This is a genomic window from Streptomyces justiciae (assembly GCF_015163075.1).
Taxonomy (GTDB): Bacteria; Actinomycetota; Actinomycetes; order Streptomycetales; family Streptomycetaceae; genus Streptomyces; species Streptomyces justiciae.
In genome coordinates, this window is sequence record NZ_JADDXU010000005.1 from 167490 (window position 1) to 185119 (window position 17630).

Genomic DNA, 17630 nt, shown 5'->3' on the forward strand with positions numbered 1-17630 from the left:
GGGGGAGTTGGAAGCACCCGTGACCACCTGGACCGACCACACCGCCGACCGACCCATCTCGCTCACCGCCCCCAGCGGCATCGACCGGGCCGCCCACCACCGGCTCGACGAGGCCTGGCTCGCGGCGGCCTGGAGCCACCCCACGACCCGCTGTTTCGTGGTCTCCGGCGGTCAGGTCCTCATCGACGAGACGCCTGACGGGCGCACCGAACTCGTCATGACGCCCGCCTTCGAGGCCCCGCTCACCGAGGCCCACCGCTACTTCCTCGGCATCGACGAGGACGGCGTCCGCTACTTCGCCCTGCAGAAGGACACCCTGCCCGGCCGTATCGACCAGTCCGCGCGGGCGGCGGGCCTGCGCGAGGCCGGCCTGCTGCTGTCCCCGCGCGACGCCGGGCTCATGGTGCACGCGGTCGGCCTGGAGAACTGGCAGCGCACCCACCGCTTCTGCTCCCGCTGCGGCGAGCGCACCGTCATCGCCGCCGCCGGACACATCCGCCGCTGCCAGGCCTGCGGCGCCGAGCACTACCCCCGCACCGACCCCGCCGTGATCATGGCCGTCACCGACGAGGAGGACCGCATCCTGCTCGGCCGCCAGGTCCACTGGCCCGAGGGCCGCTTCTCGACGCTCGCCGGCTTCGTCGAACCCGGCGAGTCCATCGAGCAGGCGGTGCGCCGGGAGGTCTTCGAGGAGGCCGGCATCACCGTCGGCCAGGTCGAGTACGTCGCCAGCCAGCCCTGGCCGTTCCCGTCCAGCTTGATGCTCGGCTTCCTGGCCCGCGCCACCTCCACCGAGGTCAACGTCGACGGGGACGAGATCAGCGAGGCCCGCTGGTTCTCCCGCGACGAGCTGGGCGCCGCCTTCGACTCCGGCGAGGTCCTGCCGCCGTACGGCATCTCGATCGCGGCCCGTCTGATCGAGCTCTGGTACGGCAAGCCGCTGCCGACGCGCAGCGTCTGAGCATGCGAAAGGGGCCGCTCCCAGCCGGGGAGCGGCCCCTTCGTCGTCCGTCCGCTCAGGCGGCGATCTTCTGCTTCACCTGGGCCAGCGACGGGTTCGTGAGCGTCGAACCGTCGGCGAACAGCACGGTCGGAACCGTCTGGTTTCCGCCGTTCGCCTTCTCCACGAACGCGGCGGACGCCGGGTCCTGCTCGATGTTGATCTCGGTGTACGCGATGCCTTCGCGGTCCAGCTGCTTCTTCAGCCGCTGGCAGTAACCGCACCACGTCGTGCTGTACATCGTCACAGTGCCCTGCATGTCTCGCGCGCTCCTCTGGTGGCTCGGGGGGAGAGGTCGTCCAGTGGGGAAACGTACGCGACCGGGTCACCATTCCCACCCGGGGTATGCCCGCACGTGACGCCTGCCGCATTAGTACGACTGCGAGCCCCTCCCTGTGGACAACCGGCACAGCCGTCTCCGCCGACCTGGCAGCATGGCGGTGTGACAGCAGCAACGCACTCCACCCTCTTCCCGCAGGTACCGGACTCGGCCGACGCGGTGCTCGAAGGGCTCGACCCCGAGCAGCGCGAGGTGGCCACCGCCCTGCACGGCCCGGTGTGCGTGCTGGCCGGCGCCGGGACCGGCAAGACCCGGGCGATCACCCACCGCATCGCCTACGGAGTGCGCGCCGGCATCCTCCAGCCCTCCAGTGTGCTGGCCGTCACCTTCACCAACCGCGCCGCCGGCGAGATGCGCGGCCGACTGCGCCAGCTCGGCGCCGCCGGGGTCCAGGCCCGGACCTTCCACTCGGCCGCCCTGCGCCAGCTCCAGTACTTCTGGCCGAAGGCCGTCGGCGGCTCCATGCCCCGGCTCGTCGACCGCAAGATCCAGCTCGTCGCCGACGCGGCCGCCGCCTGCCGCATCCGCCTCGACCGCGGAGAGCTGCGGGACGTCACCGCGGAGATCGAGTGGTCCAAGGTCACCCAGACCGTCCCCGGTGACTACGCCCTCGCCGCCGCCAAGGCCGGCCGCGAGGCCCCCCGCAACCCCGCCGAGATCGCCCAGCTCTACACCGCCTACGAGGACCTCAAGCGCGAGCGCGCCGTCATCGACTTCGAGGACGTCCTGCTGCTCACGGTCGCCGTCCTCCAGGACCGGCACGACATCGCCGACCAGGTCCGCGCCCAGTACCAGCACTTCGTCGTCGACGAGTACCAGGACGTCAGCCCCCTCCAGCAGCGGCTGCTGGAACTCTGGCTCGGCGACCGCGACAGCCTCTGCGTCGTCGGCGACGCCAGCCAGACGATCTACTCGTTCACAGGAGCAACTCCCGACCACCTTCTGGACTTCCGTACCCGCCACCCCGGTGCGACCGTCGTCAAGCTGGTCCGCGACTACCGCTCCACCCCCCAGGTCGTCCATCTCGCCAACGGCCTGCTCGCCCAGGCCAGCGGCCGTGCCGCCGACCACCGGCTGGAGCTGGTCTCCCAGCGCGCCCCCGGCCCCGAGCCCGTCTACACCGAGTACACCGACGAGCCCACCGAGGCCGAGGGCGCCGCCCGCCGTATCCGCGAACTGCTGGCCGCCGGCGTCCAGGCCGCCGAGATCGCCGTGCTGTTCCGCACCAACGCCCAGTCCGAGACCTACGAACAGGCCCTCGCCGACGCAGGCGTCCCCTACCAGCTGCGCGGTGCCGAGCGGTTCTTCGACCGCCCCGAAGTGCGCAGAGCCATCGTCAACCTGCGTGGCGCGGCCCGCTTCGGCGGCAACGACGCGCGGCTGGACGACGCCCCCGACCTGCCCTCCCAGGTCCGTGCCGTCCTCTCCGGCGAAGGCTGGACGTCCGAGCCCCCCGCGGGCTCCGGTGCGGTCAGAGAACGCTGGGAGTCGCTCGCCGCGCTGGTGAACCTGGCGCAGGACTTCGCCGCCGCGAGATCCGACGCCACGCTCACCGACCTCGTCGCCGAACTCGACGAGCGTGCGGGCGCCCAGCACGCCCCGACCGTCCAGGGCGTCACCCTCGCCTCCCTGCACTCGGCCAAGGGCCTGGAGTGGGACGTCGTCTTCCTGGTCGGCGTCGCCGAGGGCATGATGCCGATCACCTACGCAAAGACCGACGAGCAGATCGAGGAGGAACGCCGCCTCCTCTATGTCGGCGTCACCCGCGCCCGCGAACACCTCCATGTCTCCTGGGCGCTGTCCCGGTCGCCCGGCGGTCGCCCCAACCGCCGCCCCAGCCGCTTCCTCGACGGACTGCGCCCCGGCTCGGTCATGACGGCAGGGCGGATCACCACCGCGGGCTCCGGGGGCGTCGAGCGGGGCTTCACGGGCGGCGCGGGGGCGGACGTCGTGCCGCGCCGGACCCAGCGCACCCCCGCCCGCTGCCGGGTCTGCGGACGCACGCTCACCGACGCCGGCGAGATGAAGCTGATGCGCTGCGAGGACTGCCCCTCCGACATGGACGAGGGTCTTTACGAGCGGTTGCGCGAGTGGCGCGGTATCCAGGCCCGGCTCAGCGGCCAGCCGGACTTCTGTGTCTTCACGGACCGGACCCTGATGGCCATCGCCGAGACGGAGCCGAGCAGTCCGGTTGAGCTGTCGCGGATTCCCGGCGTCCTCAAGCGCAAGCTCGACCGCTACGGAGCCGATGTTCTGGCCATCTGCGCAGGCCAGGACCCCGCGACGGAAGAAGTTGGGGACTGAGGCGAACTCGTCGAAAAAATAGTTTGCGCATGCCCCGGCAATCCCCATAGGTTCTTAGGCATTGGAACGGAGGCCTTCTCTGAGGGCCCTCTTCCATGCTGTACTTACATATCCGTAGGACTGGTTCACCCCAGTCCCCCCGAGACGCCGAGAGGAGGCGAGTCCAGTGACCAGCATCAACGCCAGCTTCACCGCGAAAATGACCGATCGCTCGGTCGTCGCCTCCCTGTGCATGCTCGCCGTCTCGAACCAGGGCACCGGTCTGTCCGGCATTCGTGTCGCCGGCCCGGCGTCCTCCGTGTCTCTCGCGGGTCTCCCCGTTCGTGAGCGCAATGAGCGACCGACGAAGGCACTGGAAGCAGTAGAGGGACAGGCGCACGCCTATGCCTTTACGGCGGCCGGTGCCGGAAGCCGGAAGCAGGCAACGCAGCACCACCTGATGTGGGCCTTCCGTGGGCCAGAACCCTGGAGTGATCCAGCCTGATCGACTCAGGCCGGCGCCTTCAGGGCCGCGGAACCCCATCCGGGATCCGCGGCCCTTCTGTTTTCCCCCAACGGGGATGACGGAGCGAAGGGGCCTCGGGACAAGAAAAGAACCCGGTACCAAGCCGACTACCGGTCCAACAGGGCCGGACCGACCAGACGAGGAAGACCAACCGTGCAACTCGAAGCGCACGCCCCGTCCGTACCGCCCTCAGAAGCGATCCCCAAGCCCGGCCTCACGGAGGACTCCACCTTGACCCCGCTCACCGCGCTCACCGCGCTCGACGACGCCATCGAGAACCTCGGCGTACCCGTCCCCTGCCGCTCCTACGACCCGGAGGTCTTCTTCGCCGAGTCGCCGGCCGACGTCGAGTACGCCAAGTCCCTCTGCCGCACCTGCCCGCTGATGGAGGCCTGCCTCGCCGGCGCCAAGGAGCGGCGTGAGCCCTGGGGTGTCTGGGGTGGCGAGCTGTTCGTCCAGGGCGTCGTCGTCGCCCGGAAGCGGCCGCGTGGCCGCCCGCGCAAGAACCCGGTCACAGCATGAACACCGCAGGAACGATCGACCGCCCCCTCACGCACGACCCCAAGAAGCAGGCCCCGATGAAGCCGTCCACCACCGAGCCCGCCGGCTCCGCGATTCCAGACTTCACCACCGTTGGCGCGACCGACTTGCGCCAGAACAGGACCCGAGAGATGCAACTCCAACCAGAAGCCCTGGCACGTGCGCATATGCACGAGCGACTGCACGCCGCGCAGCAGGAGCGCCGGGCCGTGAGCCTGGCGGCCGCGCGCCGGATGCAGCGCAGGGCAGAGCGCGCCTCGATGCGTGCCCGCCGTGCGCTGGCCATCGCGGTCATGCAGTAACCACCACCACCTGAAGCGGTGGCCTCCCCCGACTCCGGGAGGCGAATGCTCCCCGCGGGGGCCGGTCCGTCCGAACGGACCGGCCCCCGCGGCGCGTTGCGCCCGGGTTCCGACGGGGACGGTGCGTTGCGCCCGGCCTTCCCCGGCACGGCGCTATCGTCGCCGCGTGACGAGTCATCCCTGCGGAAGTGACCAGGGCGGCTCCGCCCCGGAGCCCGAGACCCTCGTGTGCGCCCGCTGCGGCGCCACCGCCGAGGGCCCCCGGCCCACCTGGACCTGCTCCGTGGAGAACGGCGTCCGCCAGTACTTCTGCGACGCCTGCTCGCGGGAGAACCTCAGGGCGATCGAGGGGCGGCTGGACTCGGCCTGGTGGTAGCCCCGCTCACGCCTCCGCCGCCGGCTCCTCGGCAGCGTCCTCCTCCGGCACGAATCCCGGCAGCCACGCCTCCAGTTCCTCGCGCAGCCGGACCGTCGCACCCAGCTGGCACAGGACACCGATCGTGCTGAGCGTCACACGGTGGATGAGCAGATACGCCGGCGGGAGGTTGAGCTGCTTGCCCAACTGGTAGGCGGGGGAGCGGATGTCGGCGATGCGGGCCGCCTGACTGCGCATCCAGCCGCGGGTGAAGGTGAACTCGTCCACCAGGGCCGGCTCGATGATCGGCCGGAGGTAGTCGAGGACGGCGTCGGGGTCCAGGTCTATGGAGTCCTTGACGAAACCCTCCTCGCGCAGCAGCTCGTAGACGGCCTCCGCCTCGTCGTCGAGCGTCATGCGCAGCGAGTCCCCGATGGGTGTGGGCAGGCCGCCCGGCAGGCGGTCGACGGTCCCGAAGTCCAGCACTCCCAGCCGCCAGTCCTCCTCGCCGTCCGGGCCGCCGGGCAGCAGACGGAAGTTGCCGGGATGCGGGTCGGCGTGGAGCAGGCCGGTGCGGGCCGGGCCGGAGAACAGGAACCGGGCCAGGAGCTGGCCGGCGCGGTCGCGCTGCTCCTGGGTGCCGTCCGAGATGATCTCGGACAGGGGGACACCGTCGATCCACTCGGTGACCAGGACCTGGTCGCACTGGTGGACCACCGCCGGCACCACCACGTCCGGGTCGTCCGCGAACTCCTCGGCGTGCACCTGCTGGGCCTGTGCCTCCAGGCCGTAGTCCAGTTCCTCCGAGACCCGGTCCCTGAGCTCCGCGATCAGCGGCTTGATGTCCATGCCCGGAATCAGTGGTCCCAGCAGACGGGCGAAACGGCTCAGCTGGTTCAGGTCGGACAGCAGCGCGTCGCCGGCGCCCGGGTACTGCACCTTGACCGCGACCTCCCGGCCGTCGTGCCACACGCCCCGGTGCACCTGGCCGATCGACGCCGCCGCGGACGGCTTGTCCTCGAACTCCAGGAACAGCTCCTGCCAGTTCTCGCCGAGCCGCTCCTCCAGCACCCCGTGCACGGTGCGCGTCGGCATCGGAGGCGCGGCCTCCTGGAGCTTCGTCAGGGCCGCCCGGTAGGGGCCGGCGACCTCCTCGGGCAGCGCCGACTCGAAGACGGACAGGGCCTGGCCGAACTTCATCGCGCCGCCCTTGAGCTCGCCGAGCACCTTGAACAGTTGCTCGGCGGTGCGCTGCTGAAGCTCACGGCCGACGATCTCCGCGGACTCCCCGACGATTCTCTTGCCGAGCCCCCAGGTCGCCCGGCCGGCGAAGCCGAGCGGGAGCGCGGCGAGCTTGGCGGTCCGAGTGACCGCCTTCCGGGGAAGATCAGACATGCGCCCTCCAGGTCCCAGCCGGCCGTGCCGCGGCTGCCTTGCGGCGTGACTCCTTCGACGGCCCTTGTTCCGTCATTGTCTCGTGCGACTCCCCGGCAGTGGAGGTGTGTTCTCCCTTACCTTTCTCCGCGGCCCCGCACGGGCATGCGGGATGCGCCCAGACCGGCCGCGCGTGCCAGTTGAGGGCGGGCAGCGAAACCTCCCACCGGGCACCGGCACTGGACGGTACCCGGCCGTCCAGGAAGGCGAGTGCGTGCGCCGCCGCCAGCCCGGCGACCGTGGTGGCCAGCGCCAGGTCGCAGGGCGGCACTCGGCGCACCCGCCGCGCACCCGACCGCCACTGGGCGACCAGCCGGGGCCACGCCGGGTCCCGGTCGGTGCGCCACTCGTGGAGGCAGCCCGCGCAACTCGTCTCGCCGGGCAGGACGAGCGGGCCCACGACACCGGTTCCCTCCACGACACCGGTGTACAGGTGGGGCGTACCGGAGCCGACGAACGTGTCGGCCGCCGGCGGTGCGTGGACGGAGACGTCGTCGCGCGGGGCGAGGATCACCAGGGAGAAGCCGGGGTCACCGTCTTCGGGCGGTGACTGCGGACCGCGGCGCAGCGGGTTGTCCGGTGCGCAGTGGCGTACGGCGCGCCGGGCGGCCTCGTCCCTGCGGGCGCCGACGGATTCGGCGGGCAGCCCGCCCGGTGCGACGTCCCACGGCTCGACATGGCCGCCGTCGCGCACGTCGACCTCGCCGATCCCGGCGGCCGACAACAGGGAGGCCAGCACCGCGCCGACCCGGCCCGCGCCCCGCACCTGGACGCGCAGCGTGCGGCGGATGGCCAGCAGTTCCATCGCCTCGCCCGGTTCGGACGTGGTCAGGGACAGCGAGGCCAGGTCGGGGCGGAGCCGGTCGAGGAGCTTCTTCTTCCGCCGCAGGCTCTCCACGGCCGGGCTGCCGCCCCGCGCGTCGTCGAGGAGCCCGGCACGCGCCAGCCGCTCCAGCAGCCCGTCGACATGACTCTCCGGCAGATCGAGCCGCCGCCCCTCCTCGCGCAGCAGCGCCGGGCCGCGGGTGCCGTTGAGCAGTTCGAGGAAGCTGCCCGTCGCCGTGTCCATCGGGCCCAGCGTCATCGCGTGCGCCGGAGTCATGCCGAACTGCACGGTGTTGAGGTCACGCCAGCCGCGGCGCAGCGCGGGCTTCAGGAGCGGCACCAGCGGGATCCGCACGGGCGGCGGCCCCGCCTCAGGAACCGCCGCGCTCTCCGCGGCCCGTACCGGCGCCTTCTTCGACATCGGAACCGGCGAAGTCCTCGACTGCATGACAGGCCCCCGTAGCCCTCGTGGAACAGAAACGGATGGATATGAGCAATCCCGAAAAACCCGTGCACCGTCCGGAGCCCTGCGGTGGTCGGCCACGGCTCCGGCGGCGAGTGCCAGCATGCCCGGACGCGACGGACCGTGCCGAAAGTTGTCCACAGGCGGGGGATATTCGTCGTACAAATCAGACGCATGGTGGGGGATCGGAACCGAACCGTCCCGGAGTCGGGACTTCCGCCATGTACAGCGGGTAACGTCGGGGCGTGTCCGCCGACCCACTGCACCGTGCCGGAACACCACAGCGCAGCACGACGAGCCAGCCGCCGAGCGGCTCGGGGGCGACCGCGATCGAGGTGCGCAGGAGCGCTCGTCGACGCCGGACGGTCTCCGCGTACCGCGAGGGCGATCGCACCGTCGTGCTGATCCCTGCCCGGATGTCCGAGGCGGAGGAGCAACGCTGGGTGAGCGTCATGCTCGACAAACTCGCCGCCCAGGAGAGCAAGCGGCTGCTCGGCGACGACGAGCTGGCCGAGCGTGCCGAGCGGCTGTCGGCGCAGTACTTCGGCGGCCGCGCCAGGCCCAAGTCGGTGCGCTGGGTCACCAACCAGAACACGCGCTGGGGCTCGTGCACCCCTTCCGAGGGCAGCATCCGTCTCTCGCACCGGCTCCAGGGCATGCCCGAGTACGTCGTCGATTACGTCCTGCTCCACGAGCTGGCGCATCTGCTCGTGCCGGGACACGGCCCGCGTTTCTGGCGGCTCCTGGAGGCGTACCCGCGGACCGAGCGGGCCCGGGGCTACCTCGAAGGGGTGGTGGCCGCCGAGCGGCTGCCGCATGTGCCGGGCGCGCGCGGGGAGTGATCCGCGTCCCTGAGCGCGCCCGGGCGAGGGATTGTGTACCGGGTCTGTACCGACTTCGTCCACTCCCAGAGTTTGCCGTTAGCCTGGCGCGACGCACTCGCACTTGGATGGGGGACGGTCGTTACGCATGGCCAGGGAATTCCAACGCGGCCACAAGGCCAAGGTCAGTGACCTCACCGCGGGCACCGATCTGTACGTAGGTGTGCAGATCACCGGCCCCGGACTGAGCTTCGACATCAGCTGCTTCGGTCTCGACGCCGACGAACGGCTCTCGGACGACCGGTACTTCGTCTTCTTCAACCAGCCGAAGTCCCCCGAGGAGTCCATTCAGCTCCTGGGCGCCCAGGCGGGCGACACGGAGTCCTTCCGGGTCACCCTCGACCGGATCCCGGCGCAGATCCAGAAGCTGTCGTTCACCGCGACGATCGACGGCGCCGGGCAGATGTCGCAGGTCGCCCCCGGATACCTCCGGATCGTGGCCGGCGGCGAGGAGGTGGCCCGCTACTCCTTCAACGGCTCGGAGTTCTCCACCGAACGCGCCGTGATGCTGGGCGACTTCTACCTGAAGGACGTCTGGCGCTTCGCCGCGGTCGGACAGGGCTTCGACGGCGGCCTGGAAGCGCTGCTGAAGAACTTCGGCGGCGAGGTGATGGAGGAGGAGGCCCCCGCGGCCCCCGCTCCCGCCCCGCAGCAGCCGCAGGCCGGTGCCGCGCCCGGGTTCGCCCCGCCGCCCCAGGCCGCCGCCGCGCCCGCCTTCGGCGCCCCGGCGCCCGCCCCGGCCCCGCAGCCCGCCCAGGGCTTCGCGCCGCCGCCCGGAGCGACCCCGCCCCCGGCGCCCGCCCCGGCCCCGCAGCCGGCGCAGGGATACGCGCCCCCGCCCGGCGCCACCCCGCCCCCGGCGCCCGCGCCGAACGTGCACGCCCAGCCCACCATCGTCGCGCCCATGACCCCGCCCGGCGCCGCCCCGGTGCCGCCCCCGCCGCCCGCGCCCGCCGCGCCCTACGGCCAGCCGCAGCAGCCGTACGGCCAGGGTGCCCCCGGCCAGACCGCTCCCCTGCCCCCCGGCTACGGCGGCCAGCCCCAGGCCCCGCAGGCGCCGCACGCTCCGGCCCCGCCGCCCGGCTACGGCCAGCCGGCCCCGCCGCCCGGCTACGGTCAGCAGCCCCCGTACGGCCAGGTCCCGGGCCAGCAGGCCCCCTACGGCGCCCCTCAGGGCGTCCCGCAGGGTGCGCCCCAGGCGCCCGGAGTCGCCGCCGCGCTCCAGCAGTTCAAGGAGACGCCGACCGGGCAGCGCTGGACGCAGCAGAACAAGAAGATGGTCCGCGTCGACCTCGGCATCGGCGGCCAGCCCGTCCTCGCCCGGCAGGGCAGCATGGTGCTCTACCAGGGCAAGGTCGACTTCAGCTACAAGGGCGCCGGCTTCGCCGGCCGGATCGTGGGCAACGCGACCGGCCAGGAGATGCAGCTGATGCGCTGCACCGGCCAGGGCCAGGTGTTCCTCGCCGAGAACTCCACGATGCTGCACCCCATCGAACTCCAGGGCGACGGCATCTGCGTCTCCGCCGAGAACGTCCTCGCCTTCGACGAGAGCCTCCAGTACGAGGTCCGTCGCATCGAGGGCCACGGCATCCCCGGCGGCGCGCTGTTCACGATGCAGTTCACCGGCACCGGCACGATCGTCGTGAAGACCCACGGCACGCCCGTGGTCCTCCCGGTCACGCCCACGACGTTCGCCGACGCCAACGCCGTGGTCGCCTGGTCGTCCGCCGCGCAGGTGATCGTCTCCAGCCAGGTGCGGATGCGCCGCAACGCCTACCCCGGCGACACCGGAGAGAGCGTCAATCTCCAGTTCCGGGCCGCTCCCGGCAACTTCATCGTCGTCCAGCCGTACGAGATCTGAGGGAGCCCGTCATGAACCAGCCGCTCGCGGGCTACGCCCCCGCACCCGTCACCGCCCGCATGGAGAACCACGGCAACCACATGCTGAAGGTCGCCATGCAGACCGGCAACGACCTCTTCGCGCGCGTGGGCTCGATGGTCGCCTACGAGGGCTTCGTCCAGTACGAGCCCAACCCGCCGGCCGTCCGCCAGATCGCCAAGGACTGGATGACCGGCGAGGGCGCCCCCCTGATGAAGTGCACCGGCGACGGACTGCTCTACCTCGCCGACTACGGCGCCAACGTCGTCGTCATCAACCTCAACGGCGACGGCATCTCCGTCAACGCCACCAACCTGCTCGCCTTCGACGCGCACCTCCAGTGGGGCGTGGAGCGGGTCAAGGGCCTGGCCAAGTTCGCCGGACAGGGCCTGTGGAACACCAAGATCTCCGGGCAGGGCTGGGTCGCGCTGACCTCCCGGGGCAAGCCGATCGTCGTCGACTGCGGCGGTGGCGAGGACGAGACGTACGTCGACCCCGACGCGCTCGTCGCCTGGTCGCCGAACCTCAAGGTCAAGGGCAAGCGCAGCTTCAAGGCGCAGTCGCTCATCGGCCGGGGCAGCGGTGAGGCCTACCAGATGGCCTTCTCCGGCCAGGGCATCGTCGTCGTCCAGCCCAGCGAGGACAGCACCGACCGTCTCCGGGTCCGGGGCTGAGGGGGAGCCAGAAACGCCATGCAGAGCCCGATCTTCACCTACAACGACCAGCAGACCCAGGACCGCTGGAGTCTGCAGAACAAGCAGATGCTCCGCGTCACCCTGGAGGGGCACGACGACATCCTCGCCCGCAAGGGCACGATGGTCGCCTACCAGGGGCTGATGGAGTTCGACGCCGAGTACCAGTCCAACCAGCAGGGACGCGCGCGTGCGCGTACCGGCGAGGGCCTGGACCTCATGCGCTGCCACGGGCAGGGCACGGTCTACCTCGCCAACCTCAAGCAGCACGTCCACCTCGTGGACGTGGAGCAGGACGGCCTCACCGTCGACAGCTCCTACGTCCTCGCCATGGACTCCTCGCTGCACCACGAGGTCATCGCCGTCGACAGCCTCTACGGCATCTCCGGCTCCGGGAAGTACCAGCTCAACATCACCGGCCGCGGCAAGGTCGCCCTCATGACCTCCGGCATGCCGCTGATGATGCAGGTCACCCCGGACAAGTACGTCAACTGCGACGCCGACGCGATCGTCGCCTGGTCGACCTCGCTGCGTGTCCAGATGCAGGCCCAGACGCACTCCACCGGGGTGTTCCGGCGCCGCGGCAACACCGGTGAGGGCTGGGAGCTCAGCTTCATGGGCAGCGGTTACGCGATCGTCCAGCCCAGCGAGCTGCTGCCGCCGCAGAACGCCCAGATCGGCTCCGGTCTCGCCGCCCAGTACGGGATGGGGCAGCAGGGGGCACGCGGCCAGAACCAGGGCAACGTCTGGAGCTGACCGTCCGGAAAGCAGACGTAAGGGGCGCCCGCCATTACGGGCGCCCCTTACGCATGTCCCGGCGTCACAGCCTCGCGCGCGTCGCTTCCAGCAGTCGTACGACCGACTCGTCCGCCACGTCCGCGACCTCGTCGTAGGCGAACCAGCGCAGGTCCAGGGACTCGTCGCTGATCGCCGCCACGGCATCGGCCGGGGCCAGGGCCGCGTACTGGACGTCGAGGTGCCACGCGCACGGCGTGTGGTGGCGGTCCAGACGGACCGGGCCGCCCGGCAGCAGGGTCAGACCCGGGATGCCGGATTCCTCGGTGCCCTCGCGGAGTGCCGCCGCCTCCAGCGTGTCGTCCGCCGGCTCGCAGTGGCCGCCCATCTGGAGCCACATCCGCAACTTCTTGTGAAGGGTGAGCAGCACACGCCCGCGTGACGGGTCGATCACCAGCGCGCTCGCCGTGATGTGCCCGTCCCCGCAGGCCTTCCACATGCCGTCCGGGTGGGACGCCAGATGGTCCAGATAGGTCTGGCGCAGCTCGGCCTGGTCCTCGTAGCTCTTCAGTACGAGGACCGCGTCGTCGTACAGGCTCACTCGGTGTCGTCGCCCTTTTCGTCCTCGTCCTTCTTGCGCAGGTCGGGCTTCTCCGCGGCCTCGCCGAGCATCTTGTCCAGCTCGGAGAAGTCCAGCTGCTCGCGGTGCACGAAGCCGTCCGGGTCGTCCAGGTCGGAGGCGGTCGGCAGCATGTCCGGGTGGGCCCACAGGCCGTCCCGGCCGTCGACACCGCGCGCGTCCGTGAGCGAGGCCCACAGACGGGAGGCGTCCCGCAGTCGGCGCGGGCGCAGCTCCAGGCCGATCAGCGTGGCGAACGTCTGCTCGGCCGGGCCGCCGGAGGCGCGACGGCGGCGCAGCGTCTCGCGCAGCGCGTCCGCCGACGACAGCCGGGGCTTCGCGGCCGCGTGGACCACCGCGTCGACCCAGCCCTCCACGAGCGCCAGAGCCGTCTCCAGACGGGCCAGGGCCGCCTTCTGCTCCGGGGTGTCCTCCGGCTGGAACATGCCCTGCTGGAGCGCGTCCTGAAGCTGCTCGGGGTTCTGCGGGTCGAACTGGCCGACCACGTCCTCCAGCTTGGCGGTGTCGACCTTGATCCCGCGCGCGTAGCCGTCGACCGCGCCGAACAGATGCGAGCGCAGCCACGGCACATGCGCGAAGAGACGCTGGTGAGCGGCCTCGCGCAGGGCGAGGTACAGCCGCACCTCGTCCTGCGGTACGCCCAGGTCCTTGCCGAACGCCCCGATGTTGATCGGCAGCAGCGCGGCCTTGCCGGCCGGGCCGAGCGGCAGGCCGATGTCGGTCGAGCCGACGACCTCGCCCGCGAGCACGCCGACGGCCTGCCCGATCTGCGTGCCGAACATGGCGCCGCCCATCGAGCGCATCATGCCGATCAGCGGGCCGGCCATGGCCTGCATCTCCTCCGGCAGGACATCGCCCATGGCGGTGCCGACACGCTCGGCGACCGGGTCGACGAGCTCCTTCCACGCGGGCAGGGTCGCCTCGACCCACTCCGCGCGGGACCAGGCCACGGCGGAGCCCGCGCCGGACGGCAGGGACGTGGCGTCGTCGAGCCACAGGTCGGCCAGGCGGACGGCCTCCTCGACCGCGGTGCGCTCGGCGGGGCCGACGCTCGCGTCCTTGGTGCCGTCAGCGGTGCCCTGGGAGACCGTCTGGCGGGCGATCTGCTTGGCCATGTCCCAGTTCACCGGACCGCCCTCGTACGAGAGCATCTGGCCCAGCTGCTGGAATGCGGCCCCCAGGTCGTTGGGGTTCAGTGAACCGAACATGGCAGCGAACGGATTGTCGGCACCAGGACCGCCGGGGCCACCGAAGCCACCGGCTCCGGGCAGCCCGCCGAAACCGAACGGGTTGGCCGGGCCCTGACCACCACCGCTCTGCTGGTCCTTCTTCTTGCCCTCGTCGCCGTCTTCCGGCTCCTCCGGCGGAAGGCCGAATCCGAATGGGGTGTCACTCACGGGATTCCTCGGCTGGTAAGGCCACCGGTGTCCCGGCGGCGCGACTGCCCGATAACACCACCCAGCGTAGACACCGCCGGCGGTTCGGGCCTCGGTGCTCCGCCGACTCGCGGCCTGCGGCAGGATGGATGCCACCTGGTACGTACGCGTCACTCGCGCTCGTACTGAAGACAACCGCTGGAGACGCCCGGTGAGTTCCCCTGATCCACAGGTTCGCGCAGCGCGAAACCAGTCAACCAATCCCGGTGTGCGCGGGCCGGTCGTCGCCGTGACCGGTGCCGCGGCCGGCATCGGCGCGCTGCTCACCGAGCGGCTCGCCGCCTCGGGCGAGATCAAGCAGGTCATCGCCATCGACGAGCGGCGCGGCGAGTGCGCCGCGGCGCAGTGGCACATCCTCGACGTGCGGGACCCGGCGATCGCCGACAAGCTGCGCGGCGCGGACGTGGTCGTGCATCTGGCGCTGGATCTCGACCTGGAGACGGACGCGGCGGCGCGTACGGCGTACAACGTGCGGGGGACACAGACCGTGCTGACCGCGGCCGCGGCGGCCGGGGTGCACCGGGTCGTGCTGTGCACGTCCGCCATGGTCTACGGGGCGCTGGACGACAACGAGCTGCCCCTGTCGGAGGACGCGGAGCTGCGGGCGACCGCGGAGGCGACCGGCGTCGGGGACCTGCTGGAGATCGAGCGGCTCGCGCGGAGGGCGCCTCGGGCGCACCCCGGTCTCAATGTCACCGTGGTGCGGCCCGCTGTGCTGGTGGGAGGCACCGACACCGCGCTGACCAGGTACTTCGAGTCGCCTCGGCTGCTTGTCGTCGCCGGGTCGCGGCCCGCCTGGCAGTTCTGCCATGTCGAGGATCTGTGCAGTGCCCTGGAGTACGCCGTTCTCGAGAAGGTCGAGGGTGAACTCGCGGTCGGCTGCGACGGGTGGCTGGAGCAGGAGGAGGTCGAGGAGCTCAGCGGGATCCGGCGGATGGAGCTGCCGTCGGCGGTCGCGCTGGGGGCGGCGGCTCGGCTGCACCGGATCGGGCTGACGCCGTCGCCTGCCGGGGATCTCGCGTACACGATGTACCCGTGGGTGGTCAGCGGGAGCCGGCTGCATGACGCCGGGTGGCGGCCGCAGTGGACCAACGAGGAGGTTCTCGCGGAGCTGCTGGAGGAGGTCTCCGGGCGGCACACGGTGGCCGGGCGGCGACTGGGGCGCAAGGACGCGACGGCCGCGGGTGCGGCGGGCGCGACGGTGGCCCTGCTCGGCGCGGCGGCTGTGGTGCGGCGGGCTCGGAAGGCGCGGCGGCGGATCTGAGGGCGGCCCCTGTAGAAGGCTCCAAAGCCGTACACGCGCGTGCCGGGCGATAGCGCTATTCCCCCTGTTCCCGCCCGTGAGGCACGATGGGGTCATGGGAACCACCTACGACCATCCCGGTGAGCAGGCCGGCGAGGAGCCGATCAAGCTCATCGCCATTCGTGAGACGTCCCTCTCTCTGGACGAGGTCTTCAAGGCCGTCGGGGACGAGGCCGCCGGCGGTACCGCGCTGTTCGTGGGGACCGTGCGCAATCACGACGGGGGAGCGGACGTCGATCAGCTCGGGTACTCGTGCCACCCCAGCGCCGAGGCCGAGATGCGGCGGATCGCGGAGAAGGTCGTCGCGGAGTATCCGGTGCGGGCACTGGCAGCGGTGCACCGGATCGGGGATCTGTCCGTCGGGGACCTCGCCGTCGTCGTCGCGGTCTCCTGTCCGCACCGGGGTGAGGCCTTCGAGGCCTGTCGGAAGCTGATCGACGACCTCAAGCACGAAGTGCCCATCTGGAAGCACCAGAAGTTCTCCGACGGCACCGAGGAATGGGTCGGCGCCTGCTGAGCCCTCGCTCATCCCACCTGCCACTCCCTCCAGTTGCGTAACCGCCCCCCGCACGTGAGCGTTGTCAGTGCGGATGGTTAATCTGCTGATCAGTCAGTTGCGGTCGCTCATCTGGGGTTGGGAGGTCGGCATGGCGGCGCTCGCCTGGTTGCTGATTCCGCTTGTGGCTGCGATCGGTGCCGGTCTGTGGGGAAGCTGGGCCAACCGCACCCGGAAGGTGCGCAGCGACGGGCCCGAGCTGGACGGGTACGCCCGGTTCCGCAGGGCCATGGAGAAGCAGCCCTGACGGGACGCTGACAGGGGCGTCCCGTACTGTCGTTCCATGCCACGCCGCACCGCGACGATGCTCGCCTCCACCCTGATGCTGATCGCGCTTCTCTGCGCGGGAGTCTTCATCCCCGTTCCCTACTCGGAGATGTCCCCGGGGCCGACGGTGAACACCCTGGGCGAGCACGACGGCGAGCCGGTGCTGCAGATCTCCGGGCGCAAGACGTACGCCACGAGCGGGCACCTCAACATGACCACCGTCCGGGTCACCAGCGCCGACTACAAGATGAACCTCGTCGAGGCCGTCTACGGCTGGCTGGCGCACGACAACAAGGTCGTGCCGCACGACACCCTCTACCCGGACGGCAAGACCGAGGAGCAGTCCACCCAGGAGAACGCCGAGGAGTTCAGCCAGTCCCAGGAGAGCGCCAAGGTCGCCGCCCTGAAGGAGCTGGACATCCCGGTGAAGTCGTTCGTGATCGTCTCCACGGTCGCCAAGGACTCCCCGTCCGAGGGCGTCCTGCACGCCGGTGACGTCATCAAGGCCGTCGACGGAACCGCCGTCAAGGAGCCCACCGACGTCGCCGAGCTGGTCACCAAGCACAAGCCCGGCGAGAAGGTCACCTTCACGATCGTGCCCGCCAAGGAGCAGGCCGCCGCGGAGAAGGAGAACAAGACGGCGACGGAGACCCAGGACGTGACCATCACGACCAAGGAGTCCGACGACGAGCTCGAGAAGCGCGCCATCGTCGGCATCACCGCCGGGACCGACCACACCTTCCCGTTCACCATCGACATCAAGCTCGCCGACGTCGGCGGCCCGAGCGCCGGTCTGATGTTCTCCCTCGGCATCTACGACAAGCTCACCCCGGGCAGCCTCACCGGCGGCAAGTTCGTGGCCGGCACCGGGACCATCGACGACGACGGCAAGGTCGGCCCCATCGGTGGCATCGAGATGAAGACCGTCGGCGCCCGCGACAAGGGCGCGCAGTACTTCCTGACGCCCGCCGAGAACTGCGCCTCCGCCGCCAAGGACACCCCCAGCGGGCTCACCCTGGTGAAGGTGAACACCATCGAGGACGCCCTCGGCGCGCTGAAGGACATCCGGTCCGGAGACACCGCCGACCTTCCCAAGTGCACCACCAAGGGCTGACGGCACCGGCACACGCGCGTACGTGAACGAGGGCGCCCCCACCGCGGGGGCGCCCTCGT

Annotated in this window: 19 protein-coding genes; 14 read left to right on the plus strand and 5 right to left on the minus strand. The window is 71.1% G+C overall.

The window, feature by feature from the left end; all coding sequences use genetic code 11:
* The first annotated feature begins 19 nt into the window (after window positions 1-19).
* Window positions 20-961, plus strand: a complete 942-nt coding sequence (nudC, locus tag IQ210_RS16060) for an NAD(+) diphosphatase (protein WP_194079701.1) — start codon at window positions 20-22, stop codon at window positions 959-961.
* A gap of 55 nt (window positions 962-1016) precedes the next feature.
* Here nudC and IQ210_RS16065 read toward each other — a convergent pair whose 3' ends face one another.
* On the minus strand, window positions 1017-1259 hold the full coding sequence (locus IQ210_RS16065; RefSeq protein WP_059192461.1) for a mycoredoxin: 243 nt from the start codon (window positions 1257-1259) through the stop codon (window positions 1017-1019).
* Window positions 1260-1442: 183 nt separating this feature from the next.
* Between IQ210_RS16065 and IQ210_RS16070 the strand changes: the two genes are divergently transcribed.
* The 5 genes from IQ210_RS16070 to IQ210_RS16090 all read left to right on the plus strand — a co-directional run bounded on the left by IQ210_RS16070 (window position 1443) and on the right by IQ210_RS16090 (window position 5367).
* Entirely contained in the window at window positions 1443-3644 is a 2202-nt protein-coding gene (locus IQ210_RS16070) for an ATP-dependent DNA helicase UvrD2 (RefSeq protein ID WP_194079702.1), read from the plus strand.
* Between the two features lie 199 nt (window positions 3645-3843).
* Window positions 3844-4128: a hypothetical protein gene (locus tag IQ210_RS16075; protein WP_079311785.1), complete on the plus strand. Its 285-nt coding sequence runs from the start codon at window positions 3844-3846 to the stop codon at window positions 4126-4128.
* A 174-nt stretch (window positions 4129-4302) separates the two neighbouring features.
* Window positions 4303-4671: a WhiB family transcriptional regulator gene (locus IQ210_RS16080; RefSeq protein ID WP_059192459.1), complete on the plus strand. Its 369-nt coding sequence runs from the start codon at window positions 4303-4305 to the stop codon at window positions 4669-4671.
* Window positions 4668-4991: a hypothetical protein gene (locus IQ210_RS16085; protein ID WP_194079703.1), complete on the plus strand. Its 324-nt coding sequence runs from the start codon at window positions 4668-4670 to the stop codon at window positions 4989-4991. The genes IQ210_RS16080 and IQ210_RS16085 overlap by 4 nt, the downstream gene beginning before the upstream one ends.
* Window positions 4992-5157: 166 nt before the next feature.
* Window positions 5158-5367 (plus strand): hypothetical protein, encoded by a 210-nt coding sequence (locus IQ210_RS16090; RefSeq protein WP_194079704.1) that lies wholly within the window; start codon window positions 5158-5160, stop codon window positions 5365-5367.
* 6 nt (window positions 5368-5373) lie between these two features.
* Here the strand turns inward: IQ210_RS16090 and IQ210_RS16095 are convergent, their stop codons facing one another.
* Both IQ210_RS16095 and IQ210_RS16100 read right to left on the minus strand, forming a co-directional pair.
* Window positions 5374-6741 carry an ABC1 kinase family protein gene (locus tag IQ210_RS16095; RefSeq protein WP_194079705.1) on the minus strand — a complete coding sequence of 456 codons (1368 nt, stop codon included), beginning with the start codon at window positions 6739-6741 and terminating at the stop codon, window positions 5374-5376.
* Window positions 6734-7948 (minus strand): TOMM precursor leader peptide-binding protein, encoded by a 1215-nt coding sequence (locus IQ210_RS16100; RefSeq protein WP_194079996.1) that lies wholly within the window; start codon window positions 7946-7948, stop codon window positions 6734-6736. Before IQ210_RS16100 ends, IQ210_RS16095 begins: the two co-directional genes overlap by 8 nt.
* 365 nt (window positions 7949-8313) lie before the next feature.
* Here IQ210_RS16100 and IQ210_RS16105 point away from each other — a divergent pair, with 365 nt between their 5' ends.
* The 4 genes from IQ210_RS16105 (at window position 8314) to IQ210_RS16120 (ending at window position 12276) form a co-directional block, all read left to right on the plus strand.
* Window positions 8314-8910: a M48 metallopeptidase family protein gene (locus tag IQ210_RS16105; RefSeq protein WP_194079706.1), complete on the plus strand. Its 597-nt coding sequence runs from the start codon at window positions 8314-8316 to the stop codon at window positions 8908-8910.
* A gap of 127 nt (window positions 8911-9037) precedes the next feature.
* On the plus strand, window positions 9038-10810 hold the full coding sequence (locus IQ210_RS16110) for a TerD family protein (protein ID WP_194079707.1): 1773 nt from the start codon (window positions 9038-9040) through the stop codon (window positions 10808-10810).
* An 11-nt stretch (window positions 10811-10821) separates the two neighbouring features.
* Window positions 10822-11502, plus strand: coding sequence for an AIM24 family protein (locus IQ210_RS16115; RefSeq protein ID WP_194079708.1), 681 nt, complete (start codon window positions 10822-10824; stop codon window positions 11500-11502).
* 18 nt (window positions 11503-11520) lie between these two features.
* Complete coding sequence (locus IQ210_RS16120) at window positions 11521-12276, plus strand: AIM24 family protein (protein WP_194079709.1); 756 nt, start codon at window positions 11521-11523, stop codon at window positions 12274-12276.
* A 64-nt stretch (window positions 12277-12340) separates the two neighbouring features.
* On the opposite strand, the gene IQ210_RS16125 is transcribed toward IQ210_RS16120, so the two are convergent.
* Both IQ210_RS16125 and IQ210_RS16130 read right to left on the minus strand, forming a co-directional pair.
* Window positions 12341-12856: an NUDIX hydrolase gene (locus IQ210_RS16125; RefSeq protein ID WP_194079710.1), complete on the minus strand. Its 516-nt coding sequence runs from the start codon at window positions 12854-12856 to the stop codon at window positions 12341-12343.
* Complete coding sequence (locus tag IQ210_RS16130) at window positions 12853-14292, minus strand: zinc-dependent metalloprotease (protein WP_194079711.1); 1440 nt, start codon at window positions 14290-14292, stop codon at window positions 12853-12855. The genes IQ210_RS16125 and IQ210_RS16130 overlap by 4 nt, the downstream gene beginning before the upstream one ends.
* A gap of 190 nt (window positions 14293-14482) precedes the next feature.
* Here IQ210_RS16130 and IQ210_RS16135 point away from each other — a divergent pair, with 190 nt between their 5' ends.
* From IQ210_RS16135 to IQ210_RS16150, 4 genes are all read left to right on the plus strand, one after another.
* Window positions 14483-15595, plus strand: a complete 1113-nt coding sequence (locus IQ210_RS16135; protein WP_194079712.1) for an SDR family oxidoreductase — start codon at window positions 14483-14485, stop codon at window positions 15593-15595.
* A 94-nt stretch (window positions 15596-15689) separates the two neighbouring features.
* Window positions 15690-16151, plus strand: a complete 462-nt coding sequence (locus tag IQ210_RS16140) for a molybdenum cofactor biosynthesis protein MoaE (protein ID WP_194079713.1) — start codon at window positions 15690-15692, stop codon at window positions 16149-16151.
* A 73-nt stretch (window positions 16152-16224) separates the two neighbouring features.
* Complete coding sequence (locus tag IQ210_RS16145; protein WP_194080034.1) at window positions 16225-16437, plus strand: hypothetical protein; 213 nt, start codon at window positions 16225-16227, stop codon at window positions 16435-16437.
* A 36-nt stretch (window positions 16438-16473) separates the two neighbouring features.
* On the plus strand, window positions 16474-17571 hold the full coding sequence (locus IQ210_RS16150; RefSeq protein WP_194079714.1) for a YlbL family protein: 1098 nt from the start codon (window positions 16474-16476) through the stop codon (window positions 17569-17571).
* Window positions 17572-17630 lie beyond the last annotated feature (59 nt).